This is a genomic window from Mesorhizobium sp. M8A.F.Ca.ET.165.01.1.1 (assembly GCF_004792065.1).
Taxonomy (GTDB): Bacteria; Pseudomonadota; Alphaproteobacteria; order Rhizobiales; family Rhizobiaceae; genus Mesorhizobium.
In genome coordinates this window covers 77,455-93,333 of record NZ_SRTH01000017.1, presented here as the reverse complement: position 1 = coordinate 93,333, position 15,879 = coordinate 77,455, and the positions used below count along the sequence as shown (strand labels likewise).

The following is a 15,879-nucleotide window of genomic DNA, read 5'->3' as shown; positions in this document are numbered from 1 at the left end:
GACGCTCCTACGGCTGTCCCGTTCACCGCCCGAGGCAGGGGCGAATTTCCTCCGTCCTACGCACGACAACCGTCCGCTGTTGCGGACGCGCGCGGGACTGCCGGTTTCCCTGTTGGAGGGCCGACAGTCGCTGGCTCGGAGGTTAACCGGAAACGGGTGCGTCGAGGACCAGCGATCCTGTGCGCCATCCGCTGATCGTATGGCTCCCTGGCGGTTCTTCTTCGCTGCGCTAGCGCTTCAGCAGCTTCAACAATGATGCACGTCGGCTTCATCATCTTCAGCGGCTGGCGCTTGAACCCGGCAACACCACACGGTGGACACAAGCGCCGCTCCGCCAGGTAGCAAGGGAAATCGAACCTATGTAACCGACCACTCAATTAAGCCGACGGCCCGCTGAAGTATCGCCTCCGTCCGAGCGATGTCAGGCGAGCTGGCGGTCACATATCCGATTAAGTCTCGGTGATCGCCTCTCCTTTTGATCGTGGTGTTTGGTTCAAGGTAAAGCTTCACTTTGGCGACGCCAGGTACAGCAGCCGCCCGGCTGACGCCATCGATCCAATCGAGAACGCCGTCCCGTTCAGGAACTAGGAATTGCGCAGCAGCAGTTTCTGAACGGGTTCCGCGCAAATCGCCCTCATCGCCGATCACGAGTTTAATGTGCTCTCGGATAAGATTGATACCGCAAGCTAGCTCAACTAGCTCAACACCGGGCGAGCCCGACATACGCGGATTTACTTCAATGACGACCGGCCCATGTGCCGTCCACCTGAGTTCAACGTTGGTCGGACCCCAGTGAAGGTCGAGAGCCTGTAAACACCTCAGTGAAACATCGGCGATGCGCTCATCCTCTTCATTGGTAAGCAAGGCCGGATAGGCGCATCTATTATATACGAAATGCGGCGAGGGACCGAATTCGAGAGAGGCGATTCCAATGACGTCATCTCCCATCATCTCCACCCAATAATGAAAGCCTTTCACAAATTGTTCCACTAATATTCTTGCTGGGGACTGCCATGTACTCCACCTGCTTGATAGATAAGCAGTATGCTGGATTAGCTCCTCGCTACTGCCGCACAATCGGACCCCCTCGCTGCCGCCGGTGTCCGTGGCTGGTTTTACAATTACAGGAAAGCCGATTTTAGCGGCAGAGCTTACAACCTCGCTCGCATTCGTTGCCAACGCGTAGGCAGGAATTGGAATGTCGGCTTGCCCAAGCAGCTGACGTTGAGTGAATTTATCGCAGCATCGTTCAACCGATTCGGCGTTCGGACCTGGCAGATTGAAATGTCGACAGAGCATGCCGACTGTCGCATATGCAGCTTCCTCCGAGCTCGTAATCCCAGCAATATCATAGGTCGCATGCAGCCGAACACACTCGCAAATCAGCGCATCGAGATTGGATGTGTCCACACAGATTACCTCACTGTCTTCTGCGGCATGATAGTAGTGCCTAAGTGGATCAGCCGCCAGGGTAATCGAGTGCAGGCCAAGACTTCGGGCCGCTTGGACATATAGAGGACCATTGTTCCTTGTACCCTCGATCAGGATAAGCGCTCTTCTTTTCATGTTTGTCGACTCCGAATAGCTTGTCTGGTTTTTTTCCGCGCGTGAGTTCGTCCAACATACCACTGCTCGTGGTTTGCGATTGGTAAATTCTTGTGAAGTAGTTGTATTTATCTGTTGCAGGATGTGACGTCATGACCACCAAAAAGAGTGTCTTGGTTGCCGCAATATAGGCCTATTCTTCTCGCGCAAGTCGGCTGGGGAATGAGAGGCGCGATGATGGGATCCGTTACCGCCGCACCGATCCTGGTGAAGGACCAGAGATCCCATGGCAACGGGTGATGACCGGTGTCTACATCACTCAGCTGGCTGGGGAGCGTCTGGGAGAAGGTACGATGCACGAGCTTCTGCTCGTCGCGCGAACTGTCATTCAAACGAGCTTGGTGAACGGCCTTACACCTAACCTACAGCGGCCTCAAGAACGCACCGCCAAACTGCTGGATAGCTTCATCGATTCGGTTGACGTTCACCGTGCTTTTGACTACGAAACTATGGATCAAGTAGTGCGACGCACAGAAACTTCGATGGGTAGATCATCTTGCTTTGTCACCCCAGGCAGCAGGATGGCCCACCAGAATTAACCAATAGAAAATCTCACCAGCAAGTGTAGCCACCATCCACCAACAATACCGTTCCCGTGATATAGGTTGACGCGTCGCTAGCAAGAAATTGGACGGCAGATGCAATCTCATGAGGTTGGCCGAAGCGGCCCATTGGCGTCCGATCAGACCATGCCCTGACCACTTCTACAGGATACTGGTCGGTCATCTCTGACTGTACGAATCCAGGCGCCACTGCGTTCACCCGAACCCCAGATCTTGCCCATTCGCAAGCAAGGGTTTTGGTTACCATAGTTACCCCCGCCTTGCTCGCATTGTAAGCCGTGACTACGGATTCCTGTCGGGTGACAACATCTCCACATATCGAACTGATATTTACAATCACGCCGGAACCGCGCTCCGCCATGAGAGAGCCGAAGGTGCGACTGCAGTAGAACAGGCCGTCCAAGTTGACTGAAAGGACAGCTCGCCAATCCTCGTCGGTGGTATATTTCGTCGGCGCCGCGCGGGACACCCCGGCATTGTTAATAAGGATGTCAGGGCAAACGGCGATGCCATCGGCGAGATCGCGTACCGCCTGCGAGTCCCTAACATCGAGCTGATAGACTTTAGGCTTGACTGGAAACTGATCTGCCGCCGCGGCCACGCGAACCCGATCCCTTCCAGTGAGAATTATATCGGCGCCAGCTTCTTGTAATGTAAGCGCGACTTGCAATCCGATGCCGCGTGCTCCGCCGGTCACCAAAGCGGTCTTCCCACTCAGACCGAATCTGCCATCGATGAATGATTTACTCATGTATAAGCCCTATCCCTTCTGGAATGTTTCCCGCCTATCGTCTGATGGCCTGCCTTCTTTTTCTAAGCGCGTCTTATCACCTCCTACTGCGACGATAACGGCAGTTGCTGTGTTACTTCCATTCATGCGTTTTTTGGGAACTCAGAGTAACTGTCGTATGGCGCCAACAATGCTGTCCCGTGTTGGAAAAAAGTCCTTCTCAAGAGCCGGACTGAATGGGACATGAATATCTGGAGCACTCAGCCGCAAGATAGGTCGCTTCAAAAGATCGAAGGACTCTTCCGCCATCACCGCTGCGATTTCACTTCCGACGTTGCAGATACGGTGTCCGTTCTCGACAATAATCAGCCGTCCGGTCTTCTCGATTGACATCTTGATTGCCTCATAATCGAGCGGCTTCAATGTACGTGGATCGATCACTTCGACCGAAATGCCTTCCTCGATGAGGTAGTTGGCAGCTTCCATGGTCGGCCTGATAGCACCGGCGATGGCAACGACGGTAACGTGCTCCCCCTCGCGCTTCACGTCCGCTTTGCCAATTGGGATTAAATGGTCCGGATCCGTGGGGACGTCGCCTTTGAGAGGCCAGAGGCGGGTGTCCTCGAAGACGAGCACAGGATCGCCGTCGCGAATGGCGGATTTCATGAGGCCTTTGATATCGGCAGCGCTGGTCGGGCTGATAATCTTAAGGCCCGGCACGTTCATAAAAAGCGGGTAAGGCCGGTCGGCATGCTGTGCCGCTTCGGAGCCCGTCGAGAACATACAGCAGCGAAAGACGATTGGGATGTCTATCTGGCCCCCAGTCATATACCGCAATTTTGAGGCCTGGTTTACAATCTGGTCACAAGCGAGATAGATGAAACTGGCAGTTGAAATGTCTACAATCGGTCGCAAACCATTGATGGCAGCCCCGATGCCAAGTCCCGTAAAACTGCCTTCTGAAATTGGCATGTTCCAAACCCGGTTCTTGCCGAAGCATTCGATAAGCTTGCCGCCGCCATGAACTGAGACGTCCTCTCCCAACAATACAACGCGCTCATCCCGATGCATTTCCTCTAGCTGGGCCTGCACGATTGCCTCAAAATAGGTCATCTGAATATGGGGACCGGGCGTGGCTGCGTCTCTGTGGGTATCGTCTTTCACATCCATTAATCCCTCCAGCCCACCCTTAGCGGGCAATGGTCGACACGAACATATAGTCGGGCAACGTTTCGGGCCGGGGCATGGGGCTAGCCAAAGCAAACTGTACGGCCTGTGTGACGGCTTGGGCCACTTCATGCTCGATGGTTGCTAGAGTCTCTTCATTTACACCCTCTTCGAGCAGCACAGTGCGATATAGCAAAATTGGGTCCCGGTCGCGTTTGTGTGCCTCGACTTCTGCGACCTGTCGATAAGGCTCCCCAGAAACGGCCAAGCCTATATTGTGTTCATCGAACCGATAAGTGTTGGCCACTATGAGAGTGGGTCCCTGCCCCGCGCGTGCTCGCGTGACCGCATATGCCGCAGATTGATAGACGGCACTGACGTCCTGTCCGTCTACTATTTCTCCTGGAATTCCGTAACCTGCCGCTCGTAGGGCAATGTCCGGCTGTCCGTGGCTTGTTGCTACGGAGGTGGTCATTGCATAGCCATTGTTCTCGCAAAGATAAATGACGGGAAGCCTCCACAACGAGGCCATGTTGAGGCTCTCGTGAAAAGTGCCCTGGTTCACTGCTCCGTCGCCGAAAAAGCAAAGGGTAACCTGATCGACGCCGCGCACCTTGGCGCTAAATGCGCATCCTGTGGCAAGAGGAATGCCCCCTCCGACGATTCCCGATTCACTGATAATCCCCACTGAACTGTCCGCAAAATGCATCGAACCGCCACGCCCCTTACAAACGCCGCCCTCCTTACCCATCAGTTCTGCCATAAGCGCCTGCAAATGCGCGCCCTTCGCAATCGGATGGCCATGCGAACGGTGTGTTCCGGTCATGGCGTCATCGTCCCGGAGGGCGAGGCTTGCTCCGACGATAGCGCCTTCCTGACCCACGGTCGTGTGAAACCAACCAGGGATCTGACCACCGTTGAACAGGCGCCTACCTTCTTCTTCGAATCGGCGGATGCGAAGCATCCGTCGAAAAGCCTCTAGCCTACGATCGCCCTTCAACTGCATGACCCAACCCTGCCCGTCAGCAAGGGGCGATCGCCTGCATTCCAACAGCGCGCATCGGCTAAATCCTCGTGCTCGAGCTCCGAAGGTACGTGGCGGGTCTCTTCGGCATTCTCCTGGCGAGGCACGATCTCGGCAGGCACTTTCATCTGGTTCTCTGTCAGCATGGCCTTGTTCCTTCCGGCTCGCACAACCCTGTGCATGCGTCATGCCATTTGACCTGAAGGCTCGCATTACACTGTTCTTCATCGAAGAAAGGCGTCGTGAAAGAACTGCACAGACCTCCTTTGTTCGAAGTTCGCCAACAATGTCGGATCCTGAACTGGCCCCCATTTCGGCCGGACAGTCGGCCTAACGCGGGAGGCTTGGGGATATCCTCAAGCACAGGCTTATGGCTGACGACTGTCGACGGATTGAACTGATCACCGGGGAGGTACGGCGCCGACACTGGACGACGACCGAACAGAAGCTGCAGATTATCGAGGAGAGTTTCCTTCCGGGTGAGACCGTGTCCTCTGTCGCCGCACGATGAGGCGTGGCGCCAAATCTCTTGTATCGTTGGCGCCGTTTATTGAAGGAAGGCGGAACGGCTGCGGTGGGATCGGACGAATCTGTGGTCGGGAGTTCGGAAGTGCGGCGGCTTGAAGAGCGCCTTCGCGACCTCGAGCGGCTTCTCGGCCGCAAGACCATGGAAGTGGAGATCCTCAAAGACGCGCTGGCCAGGTCGGAGTCAAAAAACCGAACTTGCGGCTCTTGTCGCAGCCGAGGGACGGTTCCCGATGAAGGCCGTTGCCGAGACCCTCGGGGCGGCGCGTTCCCATCTCCATGAGTTGCATCGCCTGGTGAAGCCGCGCGGGCCTTATCGCAACCCCGATGACGATGGGCTCTTGGAGCTGGTCGCCGCCTGATCGACGAACGCCCGACCTATGGCGATCGTCGCATCACAGCCCTGACGAACAGGGAACGCGAAAGACGGCGAACCGGCCGTCAATCACAAGCGCGTCTTCCGTGTCATGCGCCAGCGAAACAGGCGCGACAGCACGCGCACGAGTAAAAAGAGCCCGGCCTGCACGAGATCCAGCGTGTGCCGTCGGGCGAGACACCACCACCCGGTACGATACAATCAGGCGGGATGGTAGATGAGAGCTATGCAGCGCCGCGATGAGGCCGATCTCAGCTCCCAAATGCCTGAGATTGGCTTCGCGCGCAGGCGTTTCGGCCGCGTATAAGGTGCCGCCTTGTGAAAGGGATCGCAGCAACCTCAGCCGGCAGCATGAACACTGCGTGATAGAGCACCGGCAGCAGTTCATTCTGGCGTGCGGCAAGCCAGTCCCGGCAGGCCTGACCCTGGCATTTGGGACTGTGCCGGCTGCGACAGGAATTGTAGGCCACGCGGATCGACCGCAGGAGCGGCAGCCGTAGACTGGCCGCCCAGTTCGGCGGTCCGGCAGAGCTCGATCGCGCTCATCACACGCCGCTCGATGCGAGCCTAGATAGCCGTCATGAACCTGTCTATATACTTCGCCATGGCGGCGGAAGATATCCGCCACCTTCAGTCTCGCCGACATGGCGGTACCACTCACCCTGGCGGCACCTCGATGTTCAGCCGGGCTTGTCGTGCGTCGGATGAGGCTGTTCGAGACCTTAGCGTAGCGCGCCGCCGGACAGATTGTTGTGGCCGAGTAGAACCTGGATGGTGCGGATGTCGGTGCGTTCTGAAGATGCGTGGCGAAGCTGTGCCTGAGCGTGTGGACCGTCACCCGCTTAGGCGGCCGCACGCGCCGAACGACAAGCCCAAATAACACCCGCGCGCGGGAAACAGCCAGTCCCGCGGCTTCGCCAAGCCGCCAGTAGACTCGCAGATGCGCAGAAGCTGCGCCGACAGCATCACGGTGCGGTCCTTGTCGCCCTTGCCGTGCTCAACACGGATCACCCCGCGACCGCTGTCGATGTCGCCGACCTTCAGCCCGACAGTCTCCAAGCACTGAGACCTGCTCTTAGGCCGTCGTCAGGGCCGTACGGCACTTCAGGCTCGGCACCGCCTCTAGGAAGGCCACGACTTCGTCGGCGCTCAATACCACCGGCAGCGTGCGTAGCGAGCGAGCATAGACGATCCGCTCCGGACTCTCGGCATGGCCCAGCGTCACGCCGTAGAGGAACCGCAGCGCGCACACCGTCTGGTTCAGCGCAGCCACGAGATTCCGGTCGACATCAAATGAACTTGGAAGGCGCGCACGTCCTCCAGACCGAGCCGGTCCGGCGAACGGCCAAGTAGCGCGAAAACTTCGCCGCGGCATGCACGTGGGGATCGCTGCGTGGCCGGCGGCAGATTACGGATCGTCATATCCTCGATCATGCGCCGGGGAACTGGGGTCAACTTGGCCATTTCTGTAGCTCCTGTTCTCAGATTGCGCTTCAACAGCCGCGATCCTTCAAAACAGAAGCGTTCCTGCAAACCGATCCGCCAAATGCCGCGTTAGCGGCTTCGTTCAATCCTCAAAATGCCCACATCGCCAAAAATCTGCCAAAGTAGCACTAGGCTGCGTCGCGACGGATCGCCTCTGGTGGACTCCGACAGGCAAGTCAGAGAAAGCTCGAAAAATCAACACTGGGGCGTTTCCGTCGGACGCTCAGCTTAGCTACATCCGTGGCAGACTTATTGGACTTGCTCAGCGCGGCGGCAGCACGATCGAAGAACTCTGGAGGAAGGCCCTCTCCGGGTTAGTAGAGTCAAAAAGATTTGTCCCCTGTGACGCAAATGCGAAAAGCAAGCCGACCAGGGGAGTCGTGATCAGTAGGGCGGAAATCGCACAGCATTTCTCTTCCAACAAACGCCCAGCCTCGGCATGTATATCTAGGGAATAGTGCATATTTATCCTCCGAGATAGCGTTCCGTCACGACAGGAGGGACTTCTCATAGTATCGCGCTGCCTCAGGTTTCTTGTCAAGCAGGTCCCGGCTGTGACGTAAGCAGATGAATTGACCGCCCCATGGAGCACCGAACACGCCGAACGATGACGACCGATCCGCGCTCCATACACCGAAGCTCCACATTGTTGTGTCCCCAGCCAAGATCGAGAGCATGCAAACCACTCAGCGAAATGTCTGCTACACGAAAATCGTCGTCACGAAGCGCCAACCCAGTGTGACCTGACACTGACCGGCTATTGCCTGCAATTCGACCAATATCCTTGGCGGAATGGCCACATGCGCCACCCCCAACAGAGACCGTGTGTTCGGAGGCTAACAGCGGACTTGCTGCAAATCTGACGCCACAGCTGCCACTGCCCGACTGCTGGTCAGAGTATCGACAGCACTCGCGGGTCAGGGCGTCGACCATGGACTTGGATGCCTCCACCCCCCTTTCTACGAATGTAGGCGGGCGAGTTGGACCAACGAAAAGCCAACTTCCGCAAAAGTGCTGAGCCAGATGCGCAACAAACAGCTTTTCCGCGGATCTCTCAAGAATTGGACAATTTGAAGAGACTCGGCCGAAATCCCTAGGCCACCAAAGCCTCATCAAACGGGCATCTCGTGAGATTTTCAACTCCGCTCTCGGTCACGAGCACCTGCTCTTCCAGTTTTACGCCTTCCCGCCCACCGACGGCACCGATATAAGCCTCGACGCACAGGGTCATTCCGGGCTCGAGAACATAGTCGAATGCTCCCGGGATGAAGTCTTCAGGATAGAGAATCGCGGGATATTCGTCGCAAAGACCAATGCCATGCATCATGACGCCATATCGCTGCTTGACGAAATCCGCGGGAAGCTTGTGGCTGCGCTGAGTGAGTTCGGTGAAAGAGACGCCCGGCTTTAGCATAGCCATGTTTGCAGCTACGTGCTCGTAGGCTATGTCGTGCAGCCTTCGCTGTGCTTCGGTGGGTCGGCCGTCACCGCAGTGCCAAGTGCGGGAGAAGTCGGCACACATGCCGTACGGGCCCACCATATCGGTGTCGAAGGCGACGAGGTCTCCTGAGACAATGCGACGGGGGCCGGCCTCCTGCATCCAGGGGTTCGTGCGCGGGCCGGAAGTTAAAATGCGCGTTTCGATCCACTCGCCACCACGTGCGATGTTTTCGGCATGAAGAACCGACCAAAGTTCCGTTTCGGCTATGCCGGGCTGCAAACGTTCTCGCATTTTGGCAACGGCAATCTCGCAGGTCGCGAGAGAGCAGCGCATGGCGTTGATCTCGTCGATTCCCTTAATGGCCCTGGCGTGCTCCATGAGCTGCATGCCGTTGCAAACCTCGATGCCAACTGCATCTAGCGCACGAAGGCCGGGGATTTCGATCTTGTCGACGGCAAGACGACGGTTTTTGCCACCAGAGCGGCGCAACAGTTCGTCAATTTGTCCGGCAAAGTCCTTGGCGACTGCTTCTTCTTGGTCGCCGGCAACGAAATAGTAAAAGCCGGCCCCGCCATCCCGGGTTTCGTTGATGAGCGGCAGATAGGTTGACAGGTGGCTGCAACGATGGAAATCCCAGAGAACGACATAGCCGTCGGCCGATACGAACACAGCTCGTGACGGATTGTGCATGATCCATATGTGCATGTTCGAGGAATCTGAAGCGTATCGTATGTTCAGCGGGTCGAAGCAGAGCACGCCCGCATAGTCTCTTTGGCGGAGTTGCAGAACAATCCGATCAAGACGGGTCTTGCGCATACGATCTAGGTTGGGCGTGGTCAGGCCCAAGGCTGCCCACTCCGCAAAGGCGACGTCCGTCGGCCCAATTTCAACCCGATCGTTGTCATCCATGCTCCCATCCGGCTTAAGTGCTTTTGCCACTCGCGTGGGATCAATTTTGTGGTTCACAATCGAAAACGAGGACATGTTAAGGCCGCCCTAGTGGCTCACTCTTACGTGGATCTAAGACCGGATTTCTTGGATGCTAAAGGCGGAAAAAATATTGCTCGATATAAAGTCAATTCATCTGCATTCGTGCTCTGGGGTGCCTGCGACCACAACTGGAACCAGGTAGCCTTCCAGCGCGCCGCAATGGGCAATCTGTCGATCCCAGAGCTTTGCCGGGAGCCCTGTCGTGCTAGTGGTTTACGCCTGACATAAGAGTTCGGCTGAGGATTCCCTTTTGTGAGTGCGCATGCGAGTCTGGTACATGCGCACAGGAATATACCTCACCGTTTCTTCGATTGATCGTCAGCCTCTCTCTGATCAGCGCGCCCATCGCAGTGCGCTGCAGAAGCACGTTTGGCGCGCAGAGATCATTCTGTTGAGCAGCGACGGCGTGGGCACCCTCGAGATCATGCGGCAATCTGGTAAGTTCAAGACTTGCGTGTGGCGCGCCAGTGCAAGCTCTGCAACGATCCGCAGTTCGTCGACAAACTGCGCAACGTCGTCGGCCATGCCACTAGTTGATCCACCGGCTCACGCTATCCTGTTGTCGGTCGACGAGAAGAGCCCAGATCCAGGCGCTCGACCGCACCCAGCCCGGCCTGCCCATGAAGGGTAGGCTCGGCACCACGACCACGACTACAAGTGCAACGGCACGACCACCCTGTTTGCCGCCCTTACCGTGCTCGATGGCACCGTTATCGGCAGGAACATGCAGCGCCATCGTCACCAGGAATTCATCCGCCTCACTCAACGCTGTCGATGCCGAGGTGGCGGCCAGCAGGGCCATCCACGTCGTTCTTGACAACTACGCCGCTCACAAGCACCCCAAGGCGCGTGCCTGCTCGGCCGCCATCAGCGCCTCACCTTCCGCTTCCACCTTAAGCGTCACGAGCACCGCACGGCTGTCCTTGGTTGACAGAGGCAGGGTCAGATGCGGGCCGCTTTGACTCGCTGCGGCATGGTACGAGCGGATGGCGACGACCGCCTTTGCAACGGCGGCGACGCCCGCGCCGTCGAGACGGGAGTTCACCCCCTTTGTGTCCCGGATTAGGACGGCGTCATCTGGGTCTACGGCGCCAATGATGACGACGGGATCTTCACCGATGAAGGCTTCGAGGAGGTCAAACTCCTCCTCGAAGAACATCATCGCGTCTCCCCATCGAAAGCTTGACCCCAGCACTCCGGTGCTCAGGTTCTCTGGCCACCAGATACGCACGTCTGCGGTCTTCACCGGATGCGTACCACGCAGGCTCAAGTTGGCGTTTGGAATTGGCAACGCTTCCGGAGCGAAACGTTATGACGAACTGAACGTCAAGGGACTCTCCATCGCTGACCTAATGAGCGTGGAAAGCTCTACGAGGAGATGCTGGACCTCATGGAAGAATCCGGGGAATTTCCGATTCCTGACCCACGGGGCCACTCCCGTCGTGTATCGCACAACGAAGGTGCAGGCGGCAATGCGCCCAGATGGAACCCCACTATATCTCGATTGCAAGCCAGTTTCGGGCTGAGCGACATCTGTGGCTTTCGTCCCAACAAGAAGCGTTCCAGGACCGCTATTCTAAGCCAGAACGATTCGGCGCTCGCGAAATACGTGTAGAGGAGCGCCGCCACTTCATAGGCGCTTACTACATAGCGGACACGGACACCGGTTGCCCGAGGTTATCGGTCCCTGGATGCCAGATTCAATCATTGAATTTGATGCGCAGCATGATGTTGATGCCCCATTCGTTATTAGCGCGCCGGCGGGAACAGTGGGCGCCTCCGCCTTACCCCCATAAGCCGTACCCTCATAGGGCGCGCGAACCGGGCACTGCTTGTGCGGCACAGCTGAACCATGGACGCCTGCCGAGGGTGCCCACCAACCGCAGTTCCCCAGTTGCGAAGCCCTCGAGGCCACCCCGTTTTTATGTTACGCCGTCGCAATCGCCGGGTTCGGCTGTTCGGCCGGAACACCCCAATTGCTCGCCATGGAATGCCAATGCATTACGCCAGACCCGCGGTCTGTTGCGCTGATGAAAGGCTTCGCGCCTGACAAATTGCCTAAGCCCAGCCAAGATTTTAAACAAATCGGCCCCCAGTTTCCGCGAGGGATGAACGTTCAGCAGGTCAACGATTTGGAGCTTAACGGGAAATGGCATCTAAAGCTGTGCTCCGGGTCCTGCAGGCTCACTGAGGATGGGGGAGCGACGCGGCCACAGATGCGATCTTGAGCGTAACGACACCGGGTGTGGAACTCGCAGCCGGATGGCCGGTACATCACGCTTGGCACTTCGCCCTTGAGCTCAATCCTGTTGAGCACTGCGTCTGGGTCCGGTTCGGGATTGGCCGCAAGCAGCGCTTCGGTATAGGGATGGCTTGGCTGATGGAAAATACTCTGCGTCGTGCCGACTTCAATGAAGCGGCCGAGATACATGATTGCCATGCGGTCAGTTATGTGGCGCACTACATTGAGGTTGTGCGTGATTATCAGGATCGCGATGCCTAGTTCGTCCTGCAGGCGAGTGAGAAGATTTAGCACCTCGCCTTGCACCGAGACATCCAAGCCCGCGGTCGGCTCATCGGCGATGATCAAGTCCGGATTGAGCGCTAGGGCGCGCGCCACGCTGACGCGCCTGGCTTGACCACCGGAGAGTTGATGAGGATAGCGGCCAACAAAATCGGCCGGCAAGCCCACCATCCGCAGGAGGCGCGTCGCTTCAGCTCCTAAATCGCGATCCTTCAGCCCATGGATGCGGAAAGGCTCGGTCAAGATCGATCGCACCGTCAGCCTGGGCGAAAGTGAACCGATCGGATCCTGAAACGTCATCGCCATGCGTCGCAAGTAGGGCTTGCGTTCTACCGCACTGAGGTCCGTGAGTTCCTGCCCATCGAAGCTGATGCTGCCGCTCACCGCCCGCTGCAGGCCAATCATCGTGCGAGCGACGGTGGATTTTCCGGAGCCGCTCTCGCCGACAAGGGCCAGCGTCTCACCCTTGTGAATTTCAAAAGAAACACTGCATACCGCGTCGATGAAAGGCGCATTTGTCCCGGTCGCGAGCGCTTTAAGCGGCCCCATCGTGCGGAAGCGGACGCAGAGGTCCCGAACACTGACAAGGGCACTCATGCCGAAACTAGTCGATTTTCTTCGAGCAGATGGCATCGTGCCGTCTGCCCTGGGCTGATCGGGCGATCGACTGGCTGTTCCTCGAGACAGCGATCATATGCCTGCGGGCATCGCGCGCTGAAGATGCACCCCTTCTTCAAGCCCAGGAGGCTGGGCACCTCGCCGGAAATGGTCGGCAATGTGCGTGTGGTTCGTTTAAGCCGCCCCGGGTCGCACTCAAGCAGGGCGCGGGTGTAGGGATGAGCGGGATTGCGGAATATGCTGCGCACATCGCCTTGTTCGACCACTTCGCCGGCATACATGACGACGACCCGGTCGCACAACTCAGCCACAGCTCCAAGATGATGGGATACGAAGAGGACGGAGCAATCGATCTCCCTTTGGAGATTTTTGAGCAGATGGATGATCTGGACTTCAAGTGTCGCATCGAGCGCAGTCGTCGGCTCGTCGGCGATGAGGAGCACGGGTTTTACAAGCAGCGCCATGGCTATACATATCCGCTGACGCATGCCGCCGGAAAAGTGGTGCGGATAGGCCCCGATCCGGTTTTGCGGATCCGGAATTCCGACCCGGTGTAGCATGTCGATGGCACGAGCACGCTTTTCACTCCGGCTTTTTTGCTGGTGGTGCTGGATGTCGATCATCTGGTTCTCAACGGTGCGCACAGGATTAAGCGCAGTCATTGGATCTTGAAAAACCATGGAAAGTCGATCGCCAAGCAGGCTACGCTGCGACTGAGCCGGCATCTTCAGCAGGTCTCGCCCTTCAAACAGGATCTCGCCACCTGTGACATCGGCATTTTCCGAAAGCAGACCCATCACCGTATACGCAAGCGTCGACTTTCCAGATCCGCTTTCGCCGACAACGCCGACCACCTCTGCGGCTGCGACATTAAGCGACACGTTTCGCAGTGCATGAATGCGCCCCTCTGGTGTCCCGAAATCAAGATGGAGGTGACGTATCTCCAGGAGGGGTGTGGTCGATTGCGATGACCGATCGTGTGGTATCATAGATCTTTCCGCAGCTTTGGATCGAACATGTCGCGTAGCGCCTCACCCAGGAATGTGAAGCCCAGCGTTGCGAGGACGATTGGAATACCACCGCCAACCACAAGCCACGGCGTCTGCTGGATGTAATTATAGCCGTCGTTGAGGATTGCTCCCCAATCGGGCGTGGGTGGACGTACGCCCAAACCAAGGAAGCTGAGACCGGCCTCCACCGCGATTACCGCGGGCACGTCCATGCTCACGAGGATGAGAAGCGGGCCGATAACATTAGGCAGTACGTGCACTGCCAGGATGCGCATCGTGCCAGCGCCCAGAGTGCGTTCTGCGGCGATGTATTCACTGTTGCGTAGCGCCTCTGTCTGGGTCCTCACGACCCGTGCATAAATGGGCATAGAGGTGATTGCGATAACAAAAATCATGCTGGCCAGGCTGGGTCCAAGTAAGCCGATAATCGCCAACGCGAAGATGATGCCCGGAAAGGAGCGGATCGTATCGAATAAAAGAAGGAGCAAATTGTCCAGCCACCTCGGTCCGAAGCCTGCGATCAGACCAAGCACGAGGCCGGCTGCCAGCGAACTGCCTAGCGAGGCGAAGGCGACAAGCAGCGGGACGCGGCCGCCCATCATGACGCGCGAGAATGTGTCGCGGCCCAGTTGATCGGTGCCCAGAAGAAAAAGTAGTGACGGGTCCGCCAAGCGCGGCCCCACCATGATGCGGGTCGGATCATGTGTAATGATGATCGGGGCGAAGATCGCGCTTGCGAAAACGATCGCGACCAGCGCGGCTCCAAGGACGCCAAGACGGTTCTTGCGCAGTTGCCGCACCGTCTTACGGAAGCTGCCGGGTGCTAGCTCTGGGCCAGTTTCGCCGCGGAGCGCTTCAAGGCTCGCCATGCTAAAGTTTCTCGCGGGTTCGAGGATCAAGAGAGGCAGCGATCAGATCGGACGCCGTCGTCGCCAAGACAGTAACAACAGTGGTGACTAGCACGGCCCCTATTACGACTGCATAGTTGCGCGTGTTGACCGCCTGTACAATCAAGGCACCGATACCTGGTCTTGCGAAAACGACCTCGATAAAGACAGCTGACGAAAGCAACCACGCTATGCCCACGCCGAGGATCGTCACTGTCGGCAGGATCGCAAGCGGCAGCGCGTAATGCAAAACAATGCGCCATTCGGAAATGCCGAAGGAACGGGCCATTCGCACATGGTTTTCACCCAGGATCTCCATCATGGATGCCCGTACCAGCCGGGAGATGTATCCAACCCAGCCGATCCCGACGGCGAAGGCTGGCAGAATGAGATGAACAAGGCCGTCCAAAAAACCCTGTCCGGCTCCGACTGCTGGTAACCAATGGAGCGTGACAGCGAAGATCAGGAGTGCGTAGACAGCCATGACGAACGAAGGAATCGCGATCGTGGCGACTGCCATGATCGCGACGATCTGGTCGATGACAGAATTACGCCTCATGGCCGAATAACAACCGAGCGGCACCGCAATCGCCACCGCCCACAAAATCGAGACGAAGATTAGTTCGATAGTATAAGGAAGTTGCTCGAATATTATGTCCGCAACCGGACGTTGGCTCAACACATCAAAACCAAGATTGCCTTGCAGCAGCCCTTCGAAGAAAATGACGATCTGCACGGCAAGCGGCTTATCCAGCCCCATCTCCCGATGAAGGTGCGCTATCATTTCAGGCGTGGCGCGGGGACCTAGCAGAGCAACGGCTGGGTCGCCAGGCACCGCATGGATCATCATGAACACAAGGGTCACCGCGATCACCGTAATGGCGACCGCGAGGAAAACGCGTTTCAGTAGATAGATCCACACAGTTCACGCTCA

The 15,879-nt window shown here is 57.4% G+C and carries 13 protein-coding genes and 2 pseudogenes; 2 read left to right on the top strand and 13 right to left on the bottom strand.

Annotated features, from left to right (window positions below):
• Positions 1–357: 357 nt before the first annotated feature.
• From EN808_RS30395 to EN808_RS30380, 4 genes are all read right to left on the bottom strand, one after another.
• Positions 358–1,566, bottom strand: coding sequence for an acetyl-CoA carboxylase biotin carboxylase subunit family protein (locus EN808_RS30395; protein ID WP_126080642.1), 1,209 nt, complete (start codon positions 1,564–1,566; stop codon positions 358–360).
• 591 nt (positions 1,567–2,157) lie between these two features.
• Complete coding sequence (locus EN808_RS30390; protein WP_245466459.1) at positions 2,158–2,919, bottom strand: SDR family oxidoreductase; 762 nt, start codon at positions 2,917–2,919, stop codon at positions 2,158–2,160.
• A 141-nt stretch (positions 2,920–3,060) separates the two neighbouring features.
• On the bottom strand, positions 3,061–4,068 hold the full coding sequence (locus EN808_RS30385; protein ID WP_126080641.1) for a pyruvate dehydrogenase complex E1 component subunit beta: 1,008 nt from the start codon (positions 4,066–4,068) through the stop codon (positions 3,061–3,063).
• Positions 4,069–4,087: 19 nt separating this feature from the next.
• Complete coding sequence (locus tag EN808_RS30380; RefSeq protein ID WP_126080640.1) at positions 4,088–5,071, bottom strand: thiamine pyrophosphate-dependent dehydrogenase E1 component subunit alpha; 984 nt, start codon at positions 5,069–5,071, stop codon at positions 4,088–4,090.
• A 388-nt stretch (positions 5,072–5,459) separates the two neighbouring features.
• Here EN808_RS30380 and EN808_RS37280 point away from each other — a divergent pair.
• A pseudogene (locus tag EN808_RS37280) lies at positions 5,460–6,087 on the top strand (transposase); the annotation flags it as partial.
• A gap of 154 nt (positions 6,088–6,241) precedes the next feature.
• Here the strand turns inward: EN808_RS37280 and EN808_RS30370 are convergent.
• The 5 genes from EN808_RS30370 to dddP all read right to left on the bottom strand — a co-directional run bounded on the left by EN808_RS30370 (position 6,242) and on the right by dddP (position 9,900).
• A complete protein-coding gene (locus EN808_RS30370; RefSeq protein ID WP_245466460.1) occupies positions 6,242–6,460 on the bottom strand; it encodes a transposase zinc-binding domain-containing protein in 219 nt (72 codons plus the stop codon).
• Between the two features lie 364 nt (positions 6,461–6,824).
• Complete coding sequence (locus EN808_RS37275; RefSeq protein WP_245466461.1) at positions 6,825–7,049, bottom strand: tyrosine-type recombinase/integrase; 225 nt, start codon at positions 7,047–7,049, stop codon at positions 6,825–6,827.
• Between the two features lie 16 nt (positions 7,050–7,065).
• Entirely contained in the window at positions 7,066–7,263 is a 198-nt protein-coding gene (locus EN808_RS37270) for a hypothetical protein (RefSeq protein WP_245466462.1), read from the bottom strand.
• Complete coding sequence (locus EN808_RS37265) at positions 7,251–7,454, bottom strand: hypothetical protein (protein WP_245466463.1); 204 nt, start codon at positions 7,452–7,454, stop codon at positions 7,251–7,253. The genes EN808_RS37270 and EN808_RS37265 overlap by 13 nt, the downstream gene beginning before the upstream one ends.
• 1,114 nt (positions 7,455–8,568) lie before the next feature.
• Entirely contained in the window at positions 8,569–9,900 is a 1,332-nt protein-coding gene (dddP, locus tag EN808_RS30360) for a dimethylsulfonioproprionate lyase DddP (RefSeq protein WP_126080638.1), read from the bottom strand.
• Positions 9,901–10,183: 283 nt separating this feature from the next.
• Here dddP and EN808_RS30355 point away from each other — a divergent pair.
• A pseudogene (locus EN808_RS30355) lies at positions 10,184–10,795 on the top strand (hypothetical protein); the annotation flags it as partial.
• 1,227 nt (positions 10,796–12,022) lie between these two features.
• On the opposite strand, the gene EN808_RS30350 reads toward EN808_RS30355, so the two are convergent.
• From EN808_RS30350 to EN808_RS30335, 4 genes are read right to left on the bottom strand one after another with little or no spacing between them, the layout of a single operon-like run.
• Positions 12,023–13,027 (bottom strand): ABC transporter ATP-binding protein, encoded by a 1,005-nt coding sequence (locus EN808_RS30350; RefSeq protein WP_126080637.1) that lies wholly within the window; start codon positions 13,025–13,027, stop codon positions 12,023–12,025.
• Entirely contained in the window at positions 13,024–14,037 is a 1,014-nt protein-coding gene (locus tag EN808_RS30345) for an ABC transporter ATP-binding protein (RefSeq protein WP_135917748.1), read from the bottom strand. Before EN808_RS30345 ends, EN808_RS30350 begins: the two co-directional genes overlap by 4 nt.
• A complete protein-coding gene (locus tag EN808_RS30340; protein WP_126080635.1) occupies positions 14,034–14,927 on the bottom strand; it encodes an ABC transporter permease in 894 nt (297 codons plus the stop codon). Before EN808_RS30340 ends, EN808_RS30345 begins: the two co-directional genes overlap by 4 nt.
• Position 14,928: 1 nt before the next feature.
• Complete coding sequence (locus tag EN808_RS30335) at positions 14,929–15,867, bottom strand: ABC transporter permease (RefSeq protein ID WP_126080634.1); 939 nt, start codon at positions 15,865–15,867, stop codon at positions 14,929–14,931.
• Between the last annotated feature and the right edge of the window lie 12 nt (positions 15,868–15,879).

Excerpts from the sequence above, each read along its gene's own strand:
- EN808_RS30395 (WP_126080642.1), bottom strand. The coding sequence starts at position 1,566 with ATGAAAAGAAGAGCGCTTATCCTGATCGAGGGTACAAGGAACAATGGT.
- EN808_RS30390 (WP_245466459.1), bottom strand. The coding sequence starts at position 2,919 with ATGAGTAAATCATTCATCGATGGCAGATTCGGTCTGAGTGGGAAGACC.
- EN808_RS30385 (WP_126080641.1), bottom strand. The coding sequence starts at position 4,068 with ATGGATGTGAAAGACGATACCCACAGAGACGCAGCCACGCCCGGTCCC.
- EN808_RS30380 (WP_126080640.1), bottom strand. The coding sequence starts at position 5,071 with ATGCAGTTGAAGGGCGATCGTAGGCTAGAGGCTTTTCGACGGATGCTT.
- EN808_RS37265 (WP_245466463.1), bottom strand. The coding sequence starts at position 7,454 with ATGGCCAAGTTGACCCCAGTTCCCCGGCGCATGATCGAGGATATGACG.
- dddP (WP_126080638.1), bottom strand. The coding sequence starts at position 9,900 with ATGTCCTCGTTTTCGATTGTGAACCACAAAATTGATCCCACGCGAGTG.
- EN808_RS30350 (WP_126080637.1), bottom strand. The coding sequence starts at position 13,027 with ATGAGTGCCCTTGTCAGTGTTCGGGACCTCTGCGTCCGCTTCCGCACG.
- EN808_RS30345 (WP_135917748.1), bottom strand. The coding sequence starts at position 14,037 with ATGATACCACACGATCGGTCATCGCAATCGACCACACCCCTCCTGGAG.
- EN808_RS30340 (WP_126080635.1), bottom strand. The coding sequence starts at position 14,927 with ATGGCGAGCCTTGAAGCGCTCCGCGGCGAAACTGGCCCAGAGCTAGCA.